Origin of the sequence: Parabacteroides sp. AF17-3, from assembly GCF_003635445.1 — a bacterium.
Classification (GTDB): Bacteria; Bacteroidota; Bacteroidia; order Bacteroidales; family Tannerellaceae; genus Parabacteroides; species Parabacteroides goldsteinii.
On the sequence record NZ_QTMM01000011.1, the window covers coordinates 127,210 to 147,538 of the forward strand.

General features: G+C 45.6%; 19 protein-coding genes. 13 read left to right on the forward strand and 6 right to left on the reverse strand.

Translation table 11 applies throughout. The features are described 5' to 3' along the window. Positions 1-93 precede the first annotated feature (93 nt). The 4 genes from DWW91_RS15590 (at position 94) to DWW91_RS15605 (ending at position 7,901) form a co-directional block, all read left to right on the forward strand. A complete protein-coding gene (locus DWW91_RS15590) occupies positions 94-900 on the forward strand; it encodes a DNA-binding domain-containing protein (RefSeq protein ID WP_048316999.1) in 807 nt (268 codons plus the stop codon). Positions 901-1,101: 201 nt separating this feature from the next. After that, positions 1,102-4,848 carry an efflux RND transporter permease subunit gene (locus DWW91_RS15595; RefSeq protein WP_122328272.1) on the forward strand — a complete coding sequence of 1,249 codons (3,747 nt, stop codon included), beginning with the start codon at positions 1,102-1,104 and terminating at the stop codon, positions 4,846-4,848. Next, entirely contained in the window at positions 4,838-6,316 is a 1,479-nt protein-coding gene (locus DWW91_RS15600; protein WP_199722593.1) for a TolC family protein, read from the forward strand. The genes DWW91_RS15595 and DWW91_RS15600 overlap by 11 nt, the downstream gene beginning before the upstream one ends. A gap of 4 nt (positions 6,317-6,320) precedes the next feature. After that, positions 6,321-7,901 carry an efflux RND transporter periplasmic adaptor subunit gene (locus tag DWW91_RS15605; protein WP_122328273.1) on the forward strand — a complete coding sequence of 527 codons (1,581 nt, stop codon included), beginning with the start codon at positions 6,321-6,323 and terminating at the stop codon, positions 7,899-7,901. Between the two features lie 82 nt (positions 7,902-7,983). On the opposite strand, the gene DWW91_RS15610 is transcribed toward DWW91_RS15605, so the two are convergent. Beyond that, a complete protein-coding gene (locus tag DWW91_RS15610) occupies positions 7,984-8,211 on the reverse strand; it encodes a winged helix-turn-helix domain-containing protein (protein ID WP_046146903.1) in 228 nt (75 codons plus the stop codon). A 335-nt stretch (positions 8,212-8,546) separates the two neighbouring features. On the opposite strand from DWW91_RS15610, the gene DWW91_RS15615 reads away from it, so the two are divergent. Together DWW91_RS15615 and DWW91_RS15620 are read left to right on the forward strand one after the other, a co-directional pair. Continuing rightward, on the forward strand, positions 8,547-8,846 hold the full coding sequence (locus tag DWW91_RS15615) for a GNAT family N-acetyltransferase (RefSeq protein ID WP_007659256.1): 300 nt from the start codon (positions 8,547-8,549) through the stop codon (positions 8,844-8,846). Between the two features lie 12 nt (positions 8,847-8,858). Continuing rightward, the gene (locus tag DWW91_RS15620; RefSeq protein ID WP_007659254.1) at positions 8,859-9,086 is read left to right on the forward strand and encodes a (4Fe-4S)-binding protein; all 228 of its coding nucleotides are present in this window, start codon (positions 8,859-8,861) and stop codon (positions 9,084-9,086) included. A gap of 70 nt (positions 9,087-9,156) precedes the next feature. Here DWW91_RS15620 and DWW91_RS15625 read toward each other — a convergent pair whose 3' ends face one another. Both DWW91_RS15625 and DWW91_RS15630 read right to left on the reverse strand, forming a co-directional pair. Continuing rightward, positions 9,157-9,654, reverse strand: a complete 498-nt coding sequence (locus DWW91_RS15625) for a hypothetical protein (protein WP_048317008.1) — start codon at positions 9,652-9,654, stop codon at positions 9,157-9,159. A gap of 121 nt (positions 9,655-9,775) precedes the next feature. Beyond that, the gene (locus tag DWW91_RS15630) at positions 9,776-10,411 is read right to left on the reverse strand and encodes a hypothetical protein (protein ID WP_048317010.1); all 636 of its coding nucleotides are present in this window, start codon (positions 10,409-10,411) and stop codon (positions 9,776-9,778) included. Positions 10,412-10,588: 177 nt separating this feature from the next. Here DWW91_RS15630 and DWW91_RS15635 point away from each other — a divergent pair, with 177 nt between their 5' ends. Further along, positions 10,589-11,797, forward strand: a complete 1,209-nt coding sequence (locus tag DWW91_RS15635; protein ID WP_044214660.1) for a DUF4861 domain-containing protein — start codon at positions 10,589-10,591, stop codon at positions 11,795-11,797. Between the two features lie 164 nt (positions 11,798-11,961). On the opposite strand, the gene DWW91_RS15640 is transcribed toward DWW91_RS15635, so the two are convergent. The 3 genes from DWW91_RS15640 to DWW91_RS15650 are packed head-to-tail and all read right to left on the reverse strand — an operon-like array spanning position 11,962 to position 14,370. Then, a complete protein-coding gene (locus DWW91_RS15640) occupies positions 11,962-12,306 on the reverse strand; it encodes an MGMT family protein (RefSeq protein ID WP_007659246.1) in 345 nt (114 codons plus the stop codon). A gap of 6 nt (positions 12,307-12,312) precedes the next feature. Further along, a complete protein-coding gene (locus DWW91_RS15645; RefSeq protein WP_122328274.1) occupies positions 12,313-13,173 on the reverse strand; it encodes a DUF6599 family protein in 861 nt (286 codons plus the stop codon). A 12-nt stretch (positions 13,174-13,185) separates the two neighbouring features. Continuing rightward, the gene (locus DWW91_RS15650; RefSeq protein WP_007659244.1) at positions 13,186-14,370 is read right to left on the reverse strand and encodes an aldo/keto reductase; all 1,185 of its coding nucleotides are present in this window, start codon (positions 14,368-14,370) and stop codon (positions 13,186-13,188) included. Positions 14,371-14,521: 151 nt separating this feature from the next. On the opposite strand from DWW91_RS15650, the gene DWW91_RS15655 reads away from it, so the two are divergent. From DWW91_RS15655 to DWW91_RS15680, 6 genes are all read left to right on the forward strand, one after another. Beyond that, complete coding sequence (locus DWW91_RS15655; RefSeq protein ID WP_122328275.1) at positions 14,522-15,799, forward strand: carboxypeptidase-like regulatory domain-containing protein; 1,278 nt, start codon at positions 14,522-14,524, stop codon at positions 15,797-15,799. A gap of 53 nt (positions 15,800-15,852) precedes the next feature. Further along, a complete protein-coding gene (locus tag DWW91_RS15660) occupies positions 15,853-16,404 on the forward strand; it encodes an RNA polymerase sigma-70 factor (RefSeq protein ID WP_010803411.1) in 552 nt (183 codons plus the stop codon). Beyond that, positions 16,401-17,270, forward strand: coding sequence for a FecR family protein (locus tag DWW91_RS15665; RefSeq protein WP_122328276.1), 870 nt, complete (start codon positions 16,401-16,403; stop codon positions 17,268-17,270). Before DWW91_RS15660 ends, DWW91_RS15665 begins: the two co-directional genes overlap by 4 nt. A gap of 65 nt (positions 17,271-17,335) precedes the next feature. Continuing rightward, a complete protein-coding gene (locus tag DWW91_RS15670) occupies positions 17,336-18,868 on the forward strand; it encodes an STN and carboxypeptidase regulatory-like domain-containing protein (protein ID WP_199722597.1) in 1,533 nt (510 codons plus the stop codon). A gap of 495 nt (positions 18,869-19,363) precedes the next feature. Then, complete coding sequence (queD, locus tag DWW91_RS15675; protein ID WP_010803414.1) at positions 19,364-19,696, forward strand: 6-carboxytetrahydropterin synthase QueD; 333 nt, start codon at positions 19,364-19,366, stop codon at positions 19,694-19,696. Then, positions 19,683-20,228 carry a 7-carboxy-7-deazaguanine synthase QueE gene (locus tag DWW91_RS15680; RefSeq protein ID WP_010803415.1) on the forward strand — a complete coding sequence of 182 codons (546 nt, stop codon included), beginning with the start codon at positions 19,683-19,685 and terminating at the stop codon, positions 20,226-20,228. The genes queD and DWW91_RS15680 overlap by 14 nt, the downstream gene beginning before the upstream one ends. Positions 20,229-20,329: the final 101 nt, after the last annotated feature.

The following is a 20,329-nucleotide window of genomic DNA, read 5'->3' on the forward strand; positions in this document are numbered from 1 at the left end:
AAAATAAAAGCTAAACTTTCCATTTTAATGAAAGCAAATGTTATTACAAAAGCGTATCTTTGAAAGCTTTAACTCCTTTAAATCAAGAATCGAATGGACAAAGAACTACCTAAATCCGAATTACACAACATGATTGCCAATGTACATATCGGGACCAACGAGAGTTTCCTTCCGGGAATAAACGTCCAAAAAGCCAGCGTGATGTTTCGCGACACAATCGACTTGGACGAACTTGCCGACCGGGCGAAAAAAGACGGTACCCCCTACTCGAAAGAATCACTGACAGGTTGCTTCCGGACAATGATAAATGAAATTTATAAGGCCACGGAAGCCGGCTTCAACGTCGATTTCGGGTTGGCCCGTACGGAATTGACCGTAAATGGAACATTCGATAATGCACATGCCAAATTCGACCCTGAATGCCATACCCTCGTCCCCTGCCTTCGCCCCTCTCCCCGCCTGAAGCAATGCGTCAAACGCCTCCCGGTCGAAAACTTAGGCCCGATTAAAGACTTCAAAGTGCCGCGTCCGGATTACATCTCCCGGCTTATCCGCCCATACAATCCGCAGACAGACGGCAAGATAGACAAACTCGCCCCTGGCCAGCCTCCCCATGTATCGATCTACGGCTACAACCTCAAGCTGATGGGCGACCTGCCCGGTGTAGGCATTACCATCAGCTGCCTCGAAACGGGCGAAAGCTACTCCGTCAGTCCCGACGAATTGATTGTAAACAGCCGGTCGCGCCTCTGTTTCACACCGAAAATACCCTTTACCCCAGGTGAATGGGAAGCTCTCATCGCGACCCAGTTCACACCGACTTACCACCTCTATAAACAACTGCGTTACGGCACGCTCGCCTTCACTGTCGCTGACGAACCTCAAACATCTGAGGCATAGCACCTCAAAACTATGAGGCATAAAACATCATAATTATGACATAAGACACCTCATAGCTTTGAGGTGCACTCACGAAAGAGAAGCCGAGCATGCCGACAAACACGTTATACCGACCGGCAGCCTCCTCTATTCAACTGCTGCGTTCAACAAAAGACAGGCCCGGTTGTTATAGGTATAGTTATTCATTATACCATACAACTTATGCTGAACAAACTCATCCGTTATTTCCTTGAGAACAGGGTGATAACCATGCTATTATTACTATTGGTCGTTGTCTGGGGGATATCCACCTCTCCTTTCAACTGGCACGGTGGTATCATACCCCGTAATCCAATCCCGGTGGATGCCATTCCCGATATAGGCGACAACCAACAGATTGTCGCTACCGAATGGATGGGACGGTCTCCCAAAGACATACAGGACCAAATCACCTATCCGCTGACAACTTCCCTACTAGGAATACCTGGGGTTAAAAGTATCCGGAGCAGTTCCATGTTCGGAATGTCATTCATTTATATCATTTTTGATGATAATATAGAATTTTACTGGAGCCGTTCACGTATCCTGGAAAAATTAAATTCGCTGCCTCCCGGCACATTGCCGGAAGGTGTACAGCCAGCTCTCGGGCCTGATGCAACGGCTTTAGGACAAATATATTGGTATACGCTGGAAGGTAGAAATCCGGAAACGGGTAAACCCACCGGAGGCTGGAATGCCGAAGAGTTACGCACAATACAGGACTTCTACGTCAAATATAGCCTTTCGGCTGCCGAAGGAGTATCGGAAGTGGCTTCTGCCGGAGGTTTTGTAAAGGAATATCAGATCGAACTGAATCCGGACGCCATGCGGGCTTTCAATATATCGGTTATGGATATTATGAACGCCGTCAAGAAAAGTAACCTTGATATCGGTGCGGAAACGATGGAGATAAACAAAGTAGAATATCTGATCCGGGGGTTGGGATATATTAAAGATGTATCCGACCTGGAAAAGGCGGTCGTCACTGTGCGCGACGGTGTTCCGGTCCGTATTTCAGATGTCGCTTTCGTTAATATAGGTCCGGGAACACGTCGGGGCGGACTGGATAAGGAAGGTATCGAAGCAGTCGGCGGAGTGGTTGTCGCCCGTTACGGAGCGAATCCGTTGGAGGTGATTGACAATGTTAAGACGAAGATAAAAGAAATTGAAGCCGGACTTCCCCAAAAGACATTGGAGGACGGGACAGTTTCGAAAGTAACCGTTGTTCCGTTTTACGACCGTACCAACCTGATAAAAGAGACAATCGGGACATTGGAGACTTCACTTTCGCATGAAATATTGATTTGTATCATTGTGATTATCGTACTGGTGCTGAACCTGCGTGCCTCGGTCATCATTGCCAGCATGTTGCCGATAGCCGTACTGGCGACTTTCATCCTCATGAAATATACCGGGATAGAGGCAAATATTGTTGCATTATCGGGTATTGCGATAGCAATCGGAGTCATGGTCGATGTCGGGGTTGTTTTTGTGGAAAGTATTATCCGGTATATGGAGATGCCGGAGAACAAAGACATTAAAAGAGGTAAAGCCTTCGTAAGCCTTATTTACAAAGCAGTAAGCGAAGTGTCCGGTGCCATCGCGACGGCGATGATAACAACCATTGTCAGTTTCCTGCCGGTCTTTGCGATGGAGGCACAGGAAGGGAAGATGTTTTCTCCCCTCGCCTATACAAAAACTTATGCGCTGGCTTCCGCTTTTATTCTGGGGTTAATAATATTACCTACGCTCTCTTATCTGCTGTTCTCCGTCAGGATAAATTCAAAAATGATACGGAAGGTGGCTAATTATTTGTTAGTTGCAGCAGGCATCGTATTACTGGTTATCTATGGAAGCATACCGGCACTGGGACTTACGGCTGTCGGTGTGAATAACCTGCTCGCTTCTTATTGGAAAAATCCTAAAATGAGTACCTATATCAATATAGGCATTACGCTGCTGGTTGCTATTTATTTCCTATCGGAAGAGTGGTTGCCGATGGGACCGCAAGCCGGATTATCGGCCAATATATTATTTGTTGCTGCCTGTATCCTTATTATCTTATCTCTTCTGTGGATATTGGTTATTTACTATGAAAAGATACTGAGATGGTGCCTCAGCCACCGCTGGCTATTTATGATTATTCCGGCAGCCACCATCGTATTCGGTTTCATGATCTGGAGAAAAATCGGCGAAGAGTTTATGCCCAGCCTGAACGAAGGCTCCTTCCTGCTGATGCCGACCAGTATGCCTCATACCGGGATTGCCCAGAACCTGGATTATATCGAAGCACTGGATAAACGCCTGGCGGCTATTCCCGAAGTAGAGACAGCCATCGGGAAATGGGGACGTGTCAACTCGGCTCTCGACCCGGCTCCGGCACAGATGTTTGAAAACACCATCAATTATCGTCCGGAATATATATTGAATGAAGACGGACAGCGTGAACGGTTCAAGGTAAACGGGAAAGGAGAATATCTTTTAAAAGACGGCGGTACTTATAATCCTACCGACGGTTTCCGGCTTATCCCCCACGATAGCCTGATACCTGACCGGAAAGGAGATTATTTCCGTCAATGGCGTCCGGAAATTAAAAACACAGACGATATATGGCAGCAGATTGTGAATGTCACTCATTTGCCGGGTTTGACCTCCGCTCCTAAATTACAGCCGATAGAGGCACGTCTGGTCATGCTTTCCACCGGGATGCGTGCCCCGATGGGACTAAAGATATATGGTCCGGACCTGGAGACAATCGAGCAAAGCGGAAAAGCGATAGAACAGGCATTGAAAGAAGTTCCTTCGGTTATCCCCTCTTCCGTCTTCTACGACAGGGCAGTCGGTGCCCCTTATCTGGAAATAAAGTTGAACAGGGATAATATGGCCCGCTACGGAGTAAATGTAGAAGACTTACAGGAGATATTGAGTGCTGCTGTCGGTGGAATGGTATTGACCACTACGGTCGAAGGCAGGGAACGTTTTCCGGTCCGTCTCCGTTATGCACGCGAACTGCGGGATAATCCGGAGGCTTTATCCATGTTACTGGTTCCTACCGCTACCGGCGCACAGATTCCATTGAAAGAACTGGCGGATATCGACTATACCCGGGGAGCACAGATGATTCAAAGTGAGAATACATTTCTGGTCGGTTATGTCATATTCGACAAAACATCCGGCAAAGCCGAAGTAGATGTGGTAAAAGAAGCGACACGCGTACTGGACCAAAAGATAAAAGACGGGGAGCTGAGGTTGGCAAAAGGTGTCTCCTATAAATTCGCCGGTAATTACGAACAACAGGAACGGGCCACCCAGCGGTTGGCGATTGTTGTACCGTTGGCATTGCTAATCGTTTTACTGGTACTCTATTTCCAGTTTAAAACGGTGACCGCTTCCCTCATCCACTTCTCCGGCGTATTTGTCGCTTTTGCAGGAGGTTTTATCCTGCTTTGGTTGTACGGGCAGGATTGGTTCATGAACTTTTCCGTAGGGGGAGAAAACATGAGAGACCTTTTCCAGATGCACACAATCAACCTGAGCGTCGCTGTCTGGGTCGGCTTTATCGCCCTGTTCGGAGTCGCAACCGATGATGGCGTGCTGATGGGGACATACATCCACCAGACTTTCCTGCAACAGAATCCGACTACTAAAGAAGCGATACGGGAAGCAGTCGTTACAGCCGGACTCAAACGTGTACGTCCTGCCGCCATGACGACAGCAACGACATTAATTGCTTTACTGCCGGTACTGACTTCTACCGGAAAGGGAGCCGATATCATGGTACCGATGGCAATACCCACTTTCGGAGGTATGCTGATACAATCCATGACTATGTTCGTAGTCCCCGTGTTGCAATGCTGGTGGCGCGAAAGTGTGATTAAGAAAGAGCAAAAGAAACAGAATATTCAAATGAATACAAGCGATGAGAAATAAGATAAAAATACAAGCATATATAACAGGAATAGCCTTGCTGCTCGGTCTCCTTCCGGCATTTTCACAACAGGCGGACAGCCTGGCGTGGTATCTGGAGACAGCCGCACGCAACAACCCGTTGGTAAACTCCAACTTTGCCCTCTATAAGGCTTCACTGGAAAAGATTCCACAGGCAGGAGCTTACGAAGACCCGGAGCTGGATATCGGTGTTTTTGTCAAACCGATGGAGACACTGAGCGGTAAACAGATTGCCGACTTTACCCTGATGCAGATGTTCCCCTGGTTCGGAACGCGCAAAGCGGCCCGCAATGAGGCGACCGAAATGTCACGCATGGCCTACGAGCAATTCCGTGAAGCCAGGAACAATCTGTTTTATGAAGTAAAGAGCCAGTGGTACCAGTTATGTAACCTCAACGAACAGTATAAGAACACGCAAGCTAATCTTGCTTTATTGGAACAATTGGAGAAATTGGCACTCAACCGTTATTCCGCACCGTCGGCCAATGCACCCGCCTCCACAGTTCCCCCCATAACAGGCAATGTCGTTATTCCCCCCGCTTCCAATGGAAACAGTATGGATAACATGGGAGGAATGGGAAGCAGCTCCCAGGCAACGCCACAAGGAAGTCCGGCTGGCAATGCCTCTATGCAGGGAATGGCTTCCGGTCCTATGGGTAGTTCCATGGGTACCGGCAGTTCTTCAGGCACCATGTCGGACGTACTGCGCATACAGATAGAAAAAGCGGAACTTCAGAACAATCTGGAACTCATTGTCTCCAACAGAACAGCTGCCGAAGCACGTTTCAATGCCCTGTTAAACCGCAGGCAGGATATGAGGGTTACTGTTCCCGATTCTTTGCAACAACTGCATTTCCTGATTGACGACCAGGCCATGACCGACAGTATCATTACAGCCAACCCAATGTTGTCGATGCTCGAAGCCGAAGCGAATGCCTACCGGGCAAAAGCAGAGATGGATAAAAAGATGAGTTATCCGATGTTTGGAATCGGCCTGCAATATTCTCTGGTCGGGAAATCGAATAACAGTATGGTTATGGATAACATGAACGGTATGGATATGGTCATGCCTATGTTTAAAATCAGTATTCCTATCTTCCGTAAAAAGTATCAGGCACAACAAAAGGAAAGCCGGCACTACCGCCAGGCAAGCGAACTGAAATACGAAAATACGCTGAATCAGCTGCAATCCGAATACCAGACGGTTAAACAACAGTTGGCGGATGCATCCCGGAAAATAGCTCTTTACCAAAAGCAGCAGGAACTCTCATTATCCACCTGGCAACTGATTGTCCGGGAATTTTCCGCCGGAACAACCAGTCTGACAGATGTCATACAGGTAGAACGCCAGCTTTTGGATTACCGCCTCAAGAAAAGCGAAGCTATTGCGGAATACAATACAAGGATAGCCGGCATGGAAAAATTAGTAGCAACCTCGATAAACGAATAAAGACATGAAAAAGATAAAAGAATGGTTTAAAACCAAACAAGTACAATATATTCTGTTTGCAATGGCCGGTTTATTTCTAGGCTGGTTATTCTTCAGTCCGTCCTCCACAACACCCCAGGTAAACGACGAACACCATAGCCATGACAGCATTGCGGAACACACCCACAGTCATGACCTGCAACAGGATGAAAACGGCGTATGGACCTGCTCCATGCATCCTCAAATCAAACAGGATAAACCGGGAAAATGCCCGATATGCGGTATGGACCTGATTCCTTTACGCAAAAGCGGTAATGGCCACGAGAATGCAGACCCTTCCGCCATCCAGTTATCGGAAGAAGCAATAGCACTGGCTAATGTGCAAACCTCACGTGTCAGCAAAGAAAACCCGGTTAAGGAAGTGCGCCTGTACGGTAAAATAGCACCGGACGAACGGAGCCTGCAATCGCAAACCGCCCATGTGGGAGGCCGCATAGAAAGTCTGGCTGTCGATTTTACCGGCGAAACGGTCCGTGCCGGACAAACGCTGGCCACCCTATACTCGCCGGATTTATTTACGGCACAACAGGAATTACTGGAAGCGATCAAAATGCAGCAACCCGCCTTAATAAAAGCTGCCCGCGAGAAACTGCAACTCTGGAAGATGACGGATGCTCAGATAACGGCTATCGAACAATCCGGCACCACCTCTCCTACCGTAGAGATTAAATCGAATACAAGCGGTATCGTTATGTCGAAACGGGTCAGCCAGGGGGATTATGTTTCGCAGGGAGCCGTACTATTCGATGTTGCCAACCTTTCAAAGGTATGGGCCATGTTCGATGCCTATGAAACAGACCTGCCCTTCCTGAGTAAGGGAGATCCGGTCTCATTCACCATGCAGGCATTCCCCGGCAAAGTATTTAAAGGGCGTATTGCCTTTATCGATCCGATTGTCAATCCGACCAGCCGCACCTCCCGTGTTCGTGTCGAAGTAGCCAATCCGGGTATGGAACTGAAACCGGAGATGTATGCGACAGCCATCGTCGACGCTCCCCTGAAAGGATATAAAGATCAGATTGTCGTTCCCCAGACAGCCGTACTCTGGACAGGCAAGCGGTCTATCGTTTACGTCAAACAACCGGACATGTCTACCCCGACATTCCAAATGCGTGAAGTGGAACTGGGTCCGTCGTTAGGCAATGCCTATGTGATACTAAAAGGACTTTCGGATGGAGAAGAAATTGTAACCAATGGCGTTTTCTCTATCGATGCCAGTGCACAGCTGGAAGGAAAAACATCTATGATGAATAATGACGGAAACACGGCTCACCCAACTCAAAGTGAACATGCCATGTTCGGAGTAAAAGGAGCCTGCGACATGTGCAAGCAACGAATTGAAGATGCCGCCAAAAGCGTAAAAGGAGTCACTTCCGCCTCATGGGATAAAGAAGCGCAAATGGTCCATCTGCAATTCAACCCGGAACAGACCTCTGCTGATGCCATTGCCAAAGCGATAGCCAAAGCCGGGCACGACAACGATAAGTATAAAGCAGACGACAGTGTTTACAACAAGCTCCCGGCTTGCTGCAAGTACCGTCAATAGAAGAGTGAAGCGCAAACAAAAAGGGCTACAATTCATTTTGTATCCCTTTCCCGTTTGCGCTTCAAAAATTATCCTCTTCCTATCAATAATACGTCTCTGTTAGCGGAATATTTACTTCGACGGATAGCATTCCACTGCCATCACTACAAAAACGTACTTTGTTTTCACGGGCCAGCCAACCCAATGCGAGAAAAATAACAGACTCTTTACAATGAGTCATCTCTCCAATCTTTCTGATAGACATGTTACCTCTCTCTGCGAGCAAGCGCCAGATCTGACCAGCACTTGAACCAACGTCATTCTTATTCATAACACTCCATTTTTTGATATGTGACCTAAAACTAATAATAATGGATCAAACGGACATGTTCCATTTGACTCCTATATTAGTTATTTATACCATTATTACTCAACTTTCGCACAAAACAAATGACTTTGCTTTATAAATGAAACAACCTTGACACTAAAAATGTTTCATAAAAACCATACTTATTCAATATAAATTGAAAGATAAACAAACTTTAGGCTTACAATCAGCAACTTCCGTCATTCATTTTTCTGATAAAAAGAATTGTAAGAACCATAAACAAAGCCTTTCCCTAAACTGTTTGAATTATATAGAATCAAATAAAACAATTAGGCGATATGGACGATTATGAATTAATTGATAACGAAGAGAGACACCAATACGAATTTCACATTGGCAAATACGTTCCGAAAATTGAGTATATAAAAACCAAGAACGGCGAGATATACCTTACGCACACCGAAGTGCCCGTAGCCCTCGAAGGGAAAGGTGTCGGCAGCCAACTGGCTGAAAAAGTGCTGAAGGATATAGAAAAACAAGAATTGCGCCTGGTTCCGTTGTGTCCCTTCATTGCCGGATACATCCAAAAGCATCCGGACTGGCGACGCATAGTAATGAGAGGTATTAACATAGGATAAAGCGATATAGATATGGGAAAGAAAATTGAATATTCAAACGGCGAACTGACAATTATATGGCAGCCTGACCTTTGTCAGCATTCGGGTATTTGTGTAAAAACATTGCCACAGGTATATAACCCCAAGGAAAGACCCTGGGTGAAAATAGAAAATGCAACCACTGATGAATTGATCGCACAGATCAACAAATGCCCGTCGGGAGCGCTTAGTTACAGGCTTAATAAAAAAGAAGAAGAATAGGTAAATAAATAAATGCTATAACTTAATTACTGACTTCCGTCGGGCTCGTTCACAGGCCGGCGGAAGTTTTTTATTTGAGGCGGCCTTCTATCCCTAACTGGTAAAGGAATAATCCCCAGTTTTCTTCACGTATTTCTGTATTCAACCGGACTTGCTCCACATTGATATTTGCCGGATAACTGTCATTCAGATAGTATTTATCCTCAGCAGTATCATAATACAACACCAGGTCGTTATAAACCGTACTCACACTCGCCATCACATCGGATACATTGGTCGCCGTAAACAACTCCGTATCGGCCAATATAACAAGTATCTTTTCATACTGCTCCAGCTTTTCCTTAAATACCGAATGGTCGTAGAACCTGATTTCTCTGGTATCTCTGTTAAACCATTTTATATCGTTTCCTGTAAAAAGGATTTCATTTCCTAAAGGCAGGTTATAAACCTTATGACCTAAACCGACCACAACTATTTCAGAGTTTTCATTCAGCGTGCCGTCATTCTCACAGCCGGCAAATGTCAGCAATAAGAACAAAAATGATATGAAGTAACATAACTTTTTCATCAGACTATCATTTAGACTACTGTATCTGCACGGAATAAATTCAGGAACAGAGAAATAGCAGTCTCAAAATTAGCATTTTAAATTGGATGCACAAATCATTCCGGAAGAAAAAGTAAACCTGTCAGGGCATGGCATTATAGTAACGCCAGGTATCATCACGTTTACGGTTCCTCCGCTTATTCCTTTCCTCTTTTGAAAATATCCATTTCAAGATATCGTCCAGAGAAAAATAGAGTTTGACGGACCCGCCCACGGTTCCCCGCTTCTGTCCGTCTTTTACCACATCTGAAGAATACAGGTTCCTCCCTCCTGCCGCAGCCGTTACCGGCAGCTTGCCTATCTGTATCTCTTTTTTGTCGATAAGTCGTGTGGGAGGAGGCGTATAGGCCTCTTTGTTTATTTTCGGAATTGTATCCAGTTCCATCTTATAGAGACGGTAAACACTTGGGGGCATCGACTTATAATCCACGTTATTATGTATGCTATCCGTATCTGCATGCAAATATTCGGAGAAATCTTTCAGGAGAGGCAATTCAGAGGGGGCCTCCAGTATCTGCTGTCCGGGTTCATCTTCCATATGAATCAATTTACCTTCGCGGATAGCTTTCTGAAACTCCGGATTAATCCGTATCGTATCCTTTCCTGATAAAACACGCGACAACCACACCGAATCTTCTTCACTCCAATGCTGTGCATAGAGCTGAACCGGCAAAAGACCTGTCAACATCAGAATAAGTAAACACTGCTTCAACTTCATACTATAGAAACGATGAAAAGACAATTTTACTGCATGACAAGAACAACCATTAAGTAGAAAAATAGTTGTTTACCGGCGATGAACTTTGTAAACTTCGCGAATATTCATACTTTTACTGCCGGTTTTAGAACTGTTTATCATAAGGGCGAAATATTTATAAACTACAATATATTATTTATGAAAAAGATTATCAGCTTATTTTTAGCAGCTACCGCATTTGCCTGTACACAGGAGCAAAGCGTAGATGTAACGGTTACGAACCCGTCTGCCATCGACCGTTCAAAGGAGGTCACAGAAATTTCAATGGATGCCATTGCCAAACTGAATGGCGAATCTTTCATCATTTCCGACAATAACGGGACGCAGGTTCCTTATCAGATCACATACGACAAGAAAATTATTTTCCCTGTTGATGTGAACGCAAACAGCAGCGTTACTTATAAGATTAAACCAGGTACTCCCGAGGCTTTCGCCACAGTTGCCTGCGGTAAGTTCTATCCGGAACGTGTGGACGATATTGCCTGGGAAAACGACCGTATCGCTTTCCGTACCTATGGTCCGGCTTTGCAAGCTACCGGCGAACAAGCTTTCGGATATGATATCTGGACTAAATGTGTTTCCGAACCGGTTGTAGACATGCGTTATAAGACTGAACTGAACCCGGAATCGAGAGCCCAAATAGCCGAACTGCGCAAAACAGACAAGAAAGCAGCACAGGAACTGGCCAATTCGATTTCCTACCATATCGACCATGGCAACGGATTGGATTATTATAAAGTGGGCCCGACACTGGGTGCCGGTACTTCCGCCCTTCTTTCTAACGATTCCATCGTTTATCCGTATTGCTACAAAGACTATGAGATTCTGGATAACGGCCCGTTGCGTTTCACTGTTAAATTGGTTTACAATCCGCTGAAAGTAAAAGAGAATGACAATATCATCGAAACACGTATACTTTCACTGGATGCCGGTTCGCAGTTGAACAAAATTACGCTTACGTTTGCTAATCTGAATGAAGCGACACCACTTGTAACCGGTATCGTACTGCACGAGCCGAGCACAGACTATCAGGCTGATGCCGCAAACGGCTACATTGCATACGCCGACCCGGAAGACCCGACAAACGGACAAATCTATATCGGAGCCGTCTTCCCTGAAAAACTGAGTGATGCGAAAGCTGTAAACTTCTCTGACGCTGAGAAAAAACAACGCGGAGCAGACGGTCATGTACTGGCTTATGCTACTTATGCACCGGGCAACGAATATACGTATTATACCGGAGCCGGATGGAGCAAATGGGGTTTCAAGAACTCTGCCGAATGGTTCAAATATATCCAGGACTTTGCCCAAAAGGTAAAACAACCGTTACAGGTTACTGTAAAGTAAAAAAAGATATATCATGAAAATTCTCACATATTATGATACTGCATTCTCATATATTATGCGACTCCAGTATCACAATATATGAGAATACAGTGTTATAATATATGATATAAGCATCATAATAGATAGAGTCTCTGCGTTCACTCCCGAAATTCACCCGTTGCCTGTCACGGAACAAATGATATCTCATCCAAAGGATTCCAAAAGACCTTTTTCCAATCTTTTATACGGTTGTTTTCAACCCGGATACCTTCCTCTTCCAGTTTTTCCTGCATTTCGGTCGGCGTACCGAAAGCATCTTTGCCGGATAATATTCCTTGACTGTTCACCACCCGGTAAGCAGGAACTCCCACTTCCGAACAACCTCCCAACACTCTGCCGACCATCCGCGACATATTCGGATAACCGATAGCACGGGCTATCGCACCATAACTGGTAGCACGTCCGTACGGAACCGTTTTCACCATCTGGTAGACAGCCCCCACAAAATCCTCTTTATCAAAATCAGACATATAATATTATAGTTTTCCTGCCAGTTCCTTCAATAAATCATCGCCACCGGCAACCGTATCTCCATTCTCATTATAAACGCCAATCAGGTAACGTCCTTTCCAAAGTACCGGAATGTCCCCGTTATAACGGTCCTTTACCAACAACGCACCCTCTTTTAATTCATCCGCCTGTTTGGTGAAAGCCATATACCGGGTCAATATATTTTTAACCCCGGCAGAAGAACCGCCGTCCAATACAAACAACTGGAAAGTCTGCCCTTCTTTTTCATACTTCACCGTATATACGGCACGCAGAAACTCATGGCCGATAAAATTTGAAGTAATATAAGCAGCCGAATAAGGTACTTGCCCCTCCGCTGGGAATAAACGGATAACAGAAGGATAGCCGGCATCGGCATCCAACCTTCCGGCAAGCGCCTTGCCTATCGCCTGCAATTCTTCCGACACATCGCCGGATGCATTACTCCACATCTTCAAATACATATTTCCGGCAAAGAAATACAGATTCGTCTTATCTCCCTGCGCCTCTCCCCCGACAGATAAATATGCCAGGTCGGATGAACGTTCGGCAGCATACATTCCGAAAGCATCTTCCGGCGTTGCATGGCGATAAGCCTGTATCGTAATGTACTCGCTTCCTTTTTTATACTCCATGGAAGTCATTTCCCTGAAGTTATTCTCAATGAAAAGCGGAGCCGCCCCGTTGATGCGGTCAAAGAGATTATCCGAATTAAACACCTCCACCTCGCCGGATATCTCCCAGCCGTCCACTGCCGGCAGCCACGATTTCAACTCGTCCGGTGTCTGCGCCTTTAAAGGACAGAGGGACAACAGGAAAAAGAGTAACAAATAATTGCTCTGTTTCATACGTTCGTTTTATTAAGTCAGAAATTCGTCAGGCACCTGCATCACCGGCGTTATCGCAGCAATCTTTGTCGAAACATCGAAGCCGGAAGGACATTTTACCTGGCAGGTTTCACAATTGGAACAAATATCCGCCGAAAGATTCAGTTCTCCAAGTGTTTCCTTCGACATTCGCGAATATTTATAACCGTAAGCATACATGTAGGCCCGCATAATATCAGGAATAGGAAGATGTTCAGGACATTGCGCCCGGCATTTTCCACATTGCTGGCAATACAACATTTCCTGTCCGCAAAGGGTAGCCAGATATTCCTGGTCGCCGGCGGTCAGTTCCGGGGAGCGGGCAGCAACCAGGCATTCATCCAGTTCATCATAATTGGAGAAACCGGGGATGGCAGTCGTGATATGTTCGTTCTTCCAGGCCCATTTCAGGCAGGCCTGTGCGTTAATCTTTTTCTTTCCCCCAGCGTCTTCGGTACCACCGGTCATCGTCTTCATGGCAACCAGACCGACACCGGCTTTAGCGGCACGGGCTATGGCCTCTTCCGTCTCTTTCAGATTTGACAGTTTGAAATTATAACTCAGCAGGACAACATCGTAAATACCGGCTTCAACGGCAGCATCCAGCAATTCAGGTTTGCCGGCATGAATGGAAATGCCCAGGAAACGGGTTTTGCCATCCTCCTTAAACTTCTTCATGACGGCAACCACGCGCTCATCTTTTATCTCTTCCACTTTATCCAGAGCATGAGCGTAGAAGAGATCGACCTGTTCCATATTCAGGCGTTGCAGACTCTGGTCGATCAATCTTTCATACGAATCTTCGAAATCATCCCTCAAAGGATAATCGAACTTTCCTTTGGTAGCAATAAAGAAGCTCTCACGCGGCTTCCCGGCAAAGAACTTACCCAGCATTTCTTCATTCTTCCCGCCCTGATAGCCGTGGGCCGTATCAAAATGGAATATACCGGAATTATAGGCAGCTCTTACCACGTTCGGATTGTCGGCACGCATCACACCCATACTCAGTATCGGCAGTTTTACACCTGTCCTGCCAAGCGTACGGACAGGAATCTCATTTTCATTAGCAGTCACCTGGGGAAGACCGGTAGCCCTGGCTCCCGGAATTAACATCGCGCTTACGCCGGCAGTGGCTGAAAGCCGAAAAAAATCTCTTCGATTTACATGTTTGGTTTTCATAAGATAATATATTAGTATATGTAATTGTCCGACTGAGCCTTACAAATATAGAAAGATTTATCAAAATAATTCACTTTTTCCATAGGGTATTCATTTCCTGAACGATCTTATAAGTACAAACACGATTATTCACCATTAAAACAATACAAAGATGAAAACACTGTGTAGACAATCCATCGGTTTTTTGCTGATCTTATTATTGGTGGCAGGTAGTAGTCCGTTGCTGGCGCAGGACCAACCGGTACGTGACGATACCGATCCGGAATTTATCACCATCAGCGGAGTTGTCAAAGACAAAAATAATAAGAAACGGCTGGAGTATGTGAACATTTCCATCCCCGGCAGTACTTCAGGTACTATCACCAACGAAGACGGGGAATTCTCTTTCAAGATAAAAGACGCTTCCCATGTGAAGGCTGTCGAAATATCCCATATCGGATACTATAATAATAAGGTAGAAGTAAGCGGCAAGAACCTCTCCGACCTGACCGTCTGGATGACGCCTTACGAGAATATGCTCGACGAGATCATCATCCATGCCAAAGAACCGCGTTACCTCGTGGAAGAGGCTATCAAGAAGATCCCGGAGAATTACAGCAAGAAAACGAATATGCTGACCGGCTTCTATCGTGAGACGGCACAGAAAGGCCGACGCTACATCAATATATCGGAAGCCGTGATCGACGTTTACAAAACGCCTTATCACGAAGCCATAGACCGCGACCGTGTACAGATTTACAAAGGCCGTAAACTATTGAGCCAGCGAAGTACCGATACGCTTGCCGTCAAACTGCTCGGCGGCCCCAACCTGTCAATCCTTTGCGACATCGTGAAGAACCCCGATGTATTGCTCGACAGGGAATGTCTGCCCTACTACCTGTTCAAAATGGAAGAATCAACGAATATCGACAACCGTCCGCAATATGTAATCAGTTTCAAGCCGCAGGTCATCATGCCGTATGCCCTGTATTACGGAAAACTTTACATAGACAAGGAACGACTCTCATTCACCCGTGCCGAATTCAACCTGAGTATGGACGACCGCAACAAAGCGACCCAGGCCATCCTCAAGAAGAAACCGTTCGGATTACGTTTCCGCCCACTTGAAGTAGCCTATCTGGTAAACTACAAGGACCGCAACGGCGTAACTTATCTGAATTACATTCGCAACGGGGTACGTTTTAAATGTGACTGGAAACGCAAATTATTCTCTACCAACTACACGATCATCTCGGAAATGGTCGTAACAGACGGAAAAGAAGAAAACGTAACCAACATTCCGTACAAGATGGCATTTAAGGAAACACAATCGTTGTCCGACAAGGTAGAAAACTTTATGGATGAAGATTTCTGGGGAGCCTACAATATCATCGAACCTACGGAATCACTGGAAAGTGCTGTCAACAAATTAAAAAAGCAACAGAAATAAATTTCAATATCTTTTCGTACATTTGAAGGACTCTAATCATTAAGATCCACGGCATGCTGAACGATTTATTCGTACTAACAAAGATTAAAGAGGGGGACGTCAAAGCTTTCGAAGGTATCTTCCGGCTCTACTACTCCCCTCTTTGCCTCTACGCCGCCGGTATCACCGGCAGCATGGACGTCGCCGAAGAGATCGTGCAAGAGTTATTCTACGTATTCTGGAAAGAAAAGGAGAAACTGCAAGTGTTCCGTTCCCTGAAAAGTTATTTGTACGGGGCCGTGCGCAACCAGTCTCTCCAATACTGCGAACATCAGGAGGTGCGCAACCGTTACCGGGAAAACGTATTGTCAGGTAATCAGGAAAGCAAGCCGGCCGACCCGCAGGACCAACTCGAATACAAAGAACTGGAAGCTCTGATAAACAGGACTCTCAATAAGCTGCCCGAACGCCGTTTACGCATCTTCCGGATGCAGCGTTTCGAAGGTAAGAAATACGCGGAGATAGCCTCCGCCCTCTCTCTGTCCGTCAAAACAGTGGAAGCTGAAATGACCAAGGCACTTCAAACACTCAGGAAAGAAATTGAGAATTATACACAAACAGTATGACTCGTAAAGAAAGGGACAACAGAAAAACGGACCGGGCATGGGAGAATGTCTACCAACGCCTGGAAAAGGATGGTTTATTGGACCATAAGGAGAAAAACAGTATCATTCCTTATGGAGACATGCGCCGTCCTCCACTCTGGAAAATTATTTCGGCAACAGCAGCAATGCTAGTATTCTGCATTTATCTGTCTACAATTTATTTTAATCAAACAAATAAGGAAACCGACCGCAACCTGCTTACCCGGCAGAACATGGAAACAACGACCCTTGCCACCACGCTTGAAGACGGTTCTATCGTCTATCTGGCAGGCAACGCCGCCATCCATTACCCGGAACATTTTCAGGCGGACAAGAGAGAGATCTCCTTACAGGGAAACGCTCTTTTCGACATTGCAGGCAACCGCCAGCGTCCTTTCCTTATCGAAACCGAAGATACACGTATCGAGGTGTTGGGTACGGCGTTCAATGTAAAGAGCGACAATACCCAGCCGTTTGAACTGTCCGTACAGAGGGGAATGGTGAAGGTGACGCTGAAGCAGAGCGGACAAGATGTTTACGTCAAGGCAGGTGAAACCGTCACCCTCTCTTCACGAAAGCTGGAAGTAAGCGAAACAAAAGACCACGGACAATTTGCAACCTATGTCCGGCAAATACGTTTCAAGGATGAAAGGCTGGCCGATATCCTCCGCATTATCAACCTCAATACGGAAGATATCCGTTTTCAGACAACACCGGAACTCGAGGACAGGCAACTCACCGTTACCTTCTCCGACAATTCGCCGGAATCAATGGCAGAGTTAATCTGCTTTGCCCTGAACCTGAAATGTACACGTGACAAAAATGTGATTACTTTGCATGAGAACTAACGGGATAAAAAGGATACAAGGTGAAACTGAGCGCTACATATCGTCTATTATTGATCCTCATCGGGATGCTGCTGATGACAGCTTCCCCTTTGCAGGCAGATGATAAGGGCGATAAAGATGTGCTCGAACGCCTTATTCAAATTCCGCGAAGCAAGGAGACTGTTTACCAGTTACTGGGAAAGGTTTCCGAACGTTCCGGCTACCTGTTCATTTACGACAGCAAAATCATTGACAACGAACAGGTAGTAAAAATACCGGGAGGCAAATACACTATAAAAGAGGCCATCTACCATATTATCGGTAACCGTGACCTGGATCTCCGCGTGATCGGCAATCATATCCTGATCTCCCGCCCGGTAGAACCGCTACCCGTAAAGGAGGCACTGCAACCAGCCCTTCCGGATACAGTTTCGTATTTTACCCTCGAAGGCATTCTGCGGGACAAATATACCAACGAACCGATACCGTTTGCCACAGTCAGCGTCAGCGACGACGGCTCCATCGGCAATGTCACCAACCAGGGTGGCGAGTTCAGGCTGCGTTTACCCGACAGCCTGCGCCTGTCACAGATCAACTTCTCGCATGTCGGCTACCTGCCTTATGCAATAGAAAGTTCACTGTTGGCAGAACGTTACAGTATGCTGACACTGGAACCGAAAGTGATTCCCATACAGGAAGTGGTTATCCGTATCGTGAATCCTTTGCGCCTGTTACGGGAAATGCAGGAACACAAAAGCCTGAACTATTCCCAGGAACCCGTCTACCAGACTACTTTCTACCGGGAAGGTATCGAGCGGAAAAACAAATTCGTCAGCCTGACGGAAGCAGTTTTTAAAATATACAAAAGTGCGTACACCAACCGTCCGGTCACCGACCAGGTTAAGCTGTTGAAGATGCGCCGTATCACCAACAAACAGGAAAAAGATACGATCATCGCAAAAATGAAGTCCGGAATCAATGCCAGCATACAGCTGGATATCATGAAGGATGCACCCGACTTCCTGCTGCCGGAAAGCGATGTAAATTATCCCTATGTCTATGCCCATTCCGACATCACGGTAATAGACGGCCGGATGGCAAACGTGATCTCTTTCGAGCAGCGTGATTTCATCAACAGCCCTCTCTTGAAAGGAAACCTGTATATCGATTCGGAAAACAGTGCGCTGTTGCGGGCCGAATTCGAAATACACCCTAAATATGTAAAAAATGCAGCCGGCATGCTGGTTGAAAAGAAAAGCCGTAACCTGAAAATAATCCCGCAAAAGGTTATCTACACCGTTTCCTATAAACCCTGGAACGGTACTTATCACATCAGTCATGTAAGAGGAGACCTTCATTTCAAAGTAAAAAAGAAAAAACAACTGTTCGGCAGTTCTCCCCTTCATGTATGGTTCGAGATGGTGACATGCAAAACAGATACTTTCAATGTCAGCCGTTTTGGCCGGAAAGAAACATTATCGACCCGGACAGTGTTCTCTGAAACAAAATTTAATTATGATGAAGGCTTCTGGGGTAACTTCAATGTGATCCCTCCGGAAGAAAAACTGAATGAAGCGATTAGCAAAATATCGTCAAAAATAGAAGAAACAGGTTACTAAGTGGTTAAAAATCATAAAGAGGGCCTTTTCTCAAAGGCCCTCTTTATAGGTTTTTAATAGGTATTAGTCTTTAAGGCAAAAAGATTGTTTAGGTTATCTGCATGCAAAGATGCGGGATTTTATGTTACTGAACAAATAAAAAAAGATATTATAAAACACATTTTTAAAATTATCGAAACTTATTTGCAGCTTCTTCTATTTTTTAACAATTGGACTTCACCGTTTAATTATCGGTTTGTCACGAAGACAGACACGGTTCTTCTTGATTCATAAGCAGTAATAAAATCCACCAGCTGCTTATTCTCCCTGTATATCGTTTTTAGCATTCCTAAACGAAAAAATTCAACTTTCTAACACATGCAAAAATATAAATCTTTTTTTAATAAATCCTATAATAAGGTATAGTTAACGGCACGGGGATTTTATGTATTTTTGCACCCGTATCGAGGTGACATTAGATACGATATATAAACGTCTTAAATTGCATAATTAAGCATGTACACTGTAATTAAAAGGATGGAGATCTCCGCAGCACATAGCCTGCGTCTCTCCTATTCCAGCAAATGTGAGAACTTGCACGGTCACAACTGGATCATCACTGTTTACTGTCGCTCGAAAGAATTGAATGCCGATGGCATGGTCATCGACTTCAGTCACATCAAAGAATCAATAAAAAACAAGTTGGACCATCAGAATCTGAACGAGGTCCTGCCTTTCAATCCGACGGCCGAGAATATGGCCCGCTGGATATGCGACCAGCTACCTAATTGTTATAAAGTTGAAGTTAAAGAATCAGAATCAAACACTGCGATCTATGAGAAAGATTAATCAAATTTTCTACAGCCTACAAGGGGAAGGCTTTTATACCGGCAGAGCCGCTGTTTTCATCCGCTTTTCCGGATGCAACCTGAAATGTTCGTTTTGCGATACCGAACACGAAGAAGGTACATTGATGTCGGACGAAGAGATATTGGAGGCAATCTCCGCTTATCCGTCAGACATGGTCATACTGACCGGTGGGGAACCTGCTTTATGGATCGACGAAGCATTTATCGACATGCTTCACAAAGCGGGTAAATATATATGTATAGAAACAAACGGTACACGCCCGTTACCCAAAGGCATCGACTGGGTGACTTGTTCGCCCAAAGAAGGAGCACCGCTCAAAATTGACCATATGGATGAAGTCAAGGTTGTTTATCTGGGACAGGATCTGTCATCCTACATCAAACTGCCAGCCAAATACCACTTCCTCCAACCCTGCTCCTGCCGGAACACGATGGAGATAGTCAACTATATCCTCCAACACCCGGAATGGCAACTCAGTTTACAGACACATAAGCTGATTGATATAGCGTAAAAAGTCACTATCCAATGATCCCGGGCTTGACCTGGGATCACTACATGCCCAGCCAAATTTGCGGACAATTTCGGAAAGCAGGTTACGATCTTTGATGGGAA

Bases quoted from the DNA above. Each gene is read 5' to 3' on its own strand.
- DWW91_RS15620 (WP_007659254.1), top strand. From the start codon at position 8,859: ATGGGAAAGAAAATTGAATATTCAAACGGCGAACTGACAATTATATGG.
- DWW91_RS15625 (WP_048317008.1), bottom strand. From the start codon at position 9,654: ATGAAAAAGTTATGTTACTTCATATCATTTTTGTTCTTATTGCTGACA.
- DWW91_RS15665 (WP_122328276.1), top strand. From the start codon at position 16,401: ATGACTCGTAAAGAAAGGGACAACAGAAAAACGGACCGGGCATGGGAG.
- DWW91_RS15615 (WP_007659256.1), top strand. From the start codon at position 8,547: ATGGACGATTATGAATTAATTGATAACGAAGAGAGACACCAATACGAA.
- DWW91_RS15595 (WP_122328272.1), top strand. From the start codon at position 1,102: ATGCTGAACAAACTCATCCGTTATTTCCTTGAGAACAGGGTGATAACC.
- DWW91_RS15590 (WP_048316999.1), top strand. From the start codon at position 94: ATGGACAAAGAACTACCTAAATCCGAATTACACAACATGATTGCCAAT.
- DWW91_RS15650 (WP_007659244.1), bottom strand. From the start codon at position 14,370: ATGAAAACCAAACATGTAAATCGAAGAGATTTTTTTCGGCTTTCAGCC.
- DWW91_RS15660 (WP_010803411.1), top strand. From the start codon at position 15,853: ATGCTGAACGATTTATTCGTACTAACAAAGATTAAAGAGGGGGACGTC.
- DWW91_RS15680 (WP_010803415.1), top strand. From the start codon at position 19,683: ATGAGAAAGATTAATCAAATTTTCTACAGCCTACAAGGGGAAGGCTTT.
- queD (WP_010803414.1), top strand. From the start codon at position 19,364: ATGTACACTGTAATTAAAAGGATGGAGATCTCCGCAGCACATAGCCTG.
- DWW91_RS15645 (WP_122328274.1), bottom strand. From the start codon at position 13,173: ATGAAACAGAGCAATTATTTGTTACTCTTTTTCCTGTTGTCCCTCTGT.
- DWW91_RS15655 (WP_122328275.1), top strand. From the start codon at position 14,522: ATGAAAACACTGTGTAGACAATCCATCGGTTTTTTGCTGATCTTATTA.
- DWW91_RS15605 (WP_122328273.1), top strand. From the start codon at position 6,321: ATGAAAAAGATAAAAGAATGGTTTAAAACCAAACAAGTACAATATATT.
- DWW91_RS15600 (WP_199722593.1), top strand. From the start codon at position 4,838: ATGAGAAATAAGATAAAAATACAAGCATATATAACAGGAATAGCCTTG.
- DWW91_RS15670 (WP_199722597.1), top strand. From the start codon at position 17,336: ATGCTGCTGATGACAGCTTCCCCTTTGCAGGCAGATGATAAGGGCGAT.
- DWW91_RS15635 (WP_044214660.1), top strand. From the start codon at position 10,589: ATGAAAAAGATTATCAGCTTATTTTTAGCAGCTACCGCATTTGCCTGT.
- DWW91_RS15630 (WP_048317010.1), bottom strand. From the start codon at position 10,411: ATGAAGTTGAAGCAGTGTTTACTTATTCTGATGTTGACAGGTCTTTTG.
- DWW91_RS15610 (WP_046146903.1), bottom strand. From the start codon at position 8,211: ATGAATAAGAATGACGTTGGTTCAAGTGCTGGTCAGATCTGGCGCTTG.
- DWW91_RS15640 (WP_007659246.1), bottom strand. From the start codon at position 12,306: ATGTCTGATTTTGATAAAGAGGATTTTGTGGGGGCTGTCTACCAGATG.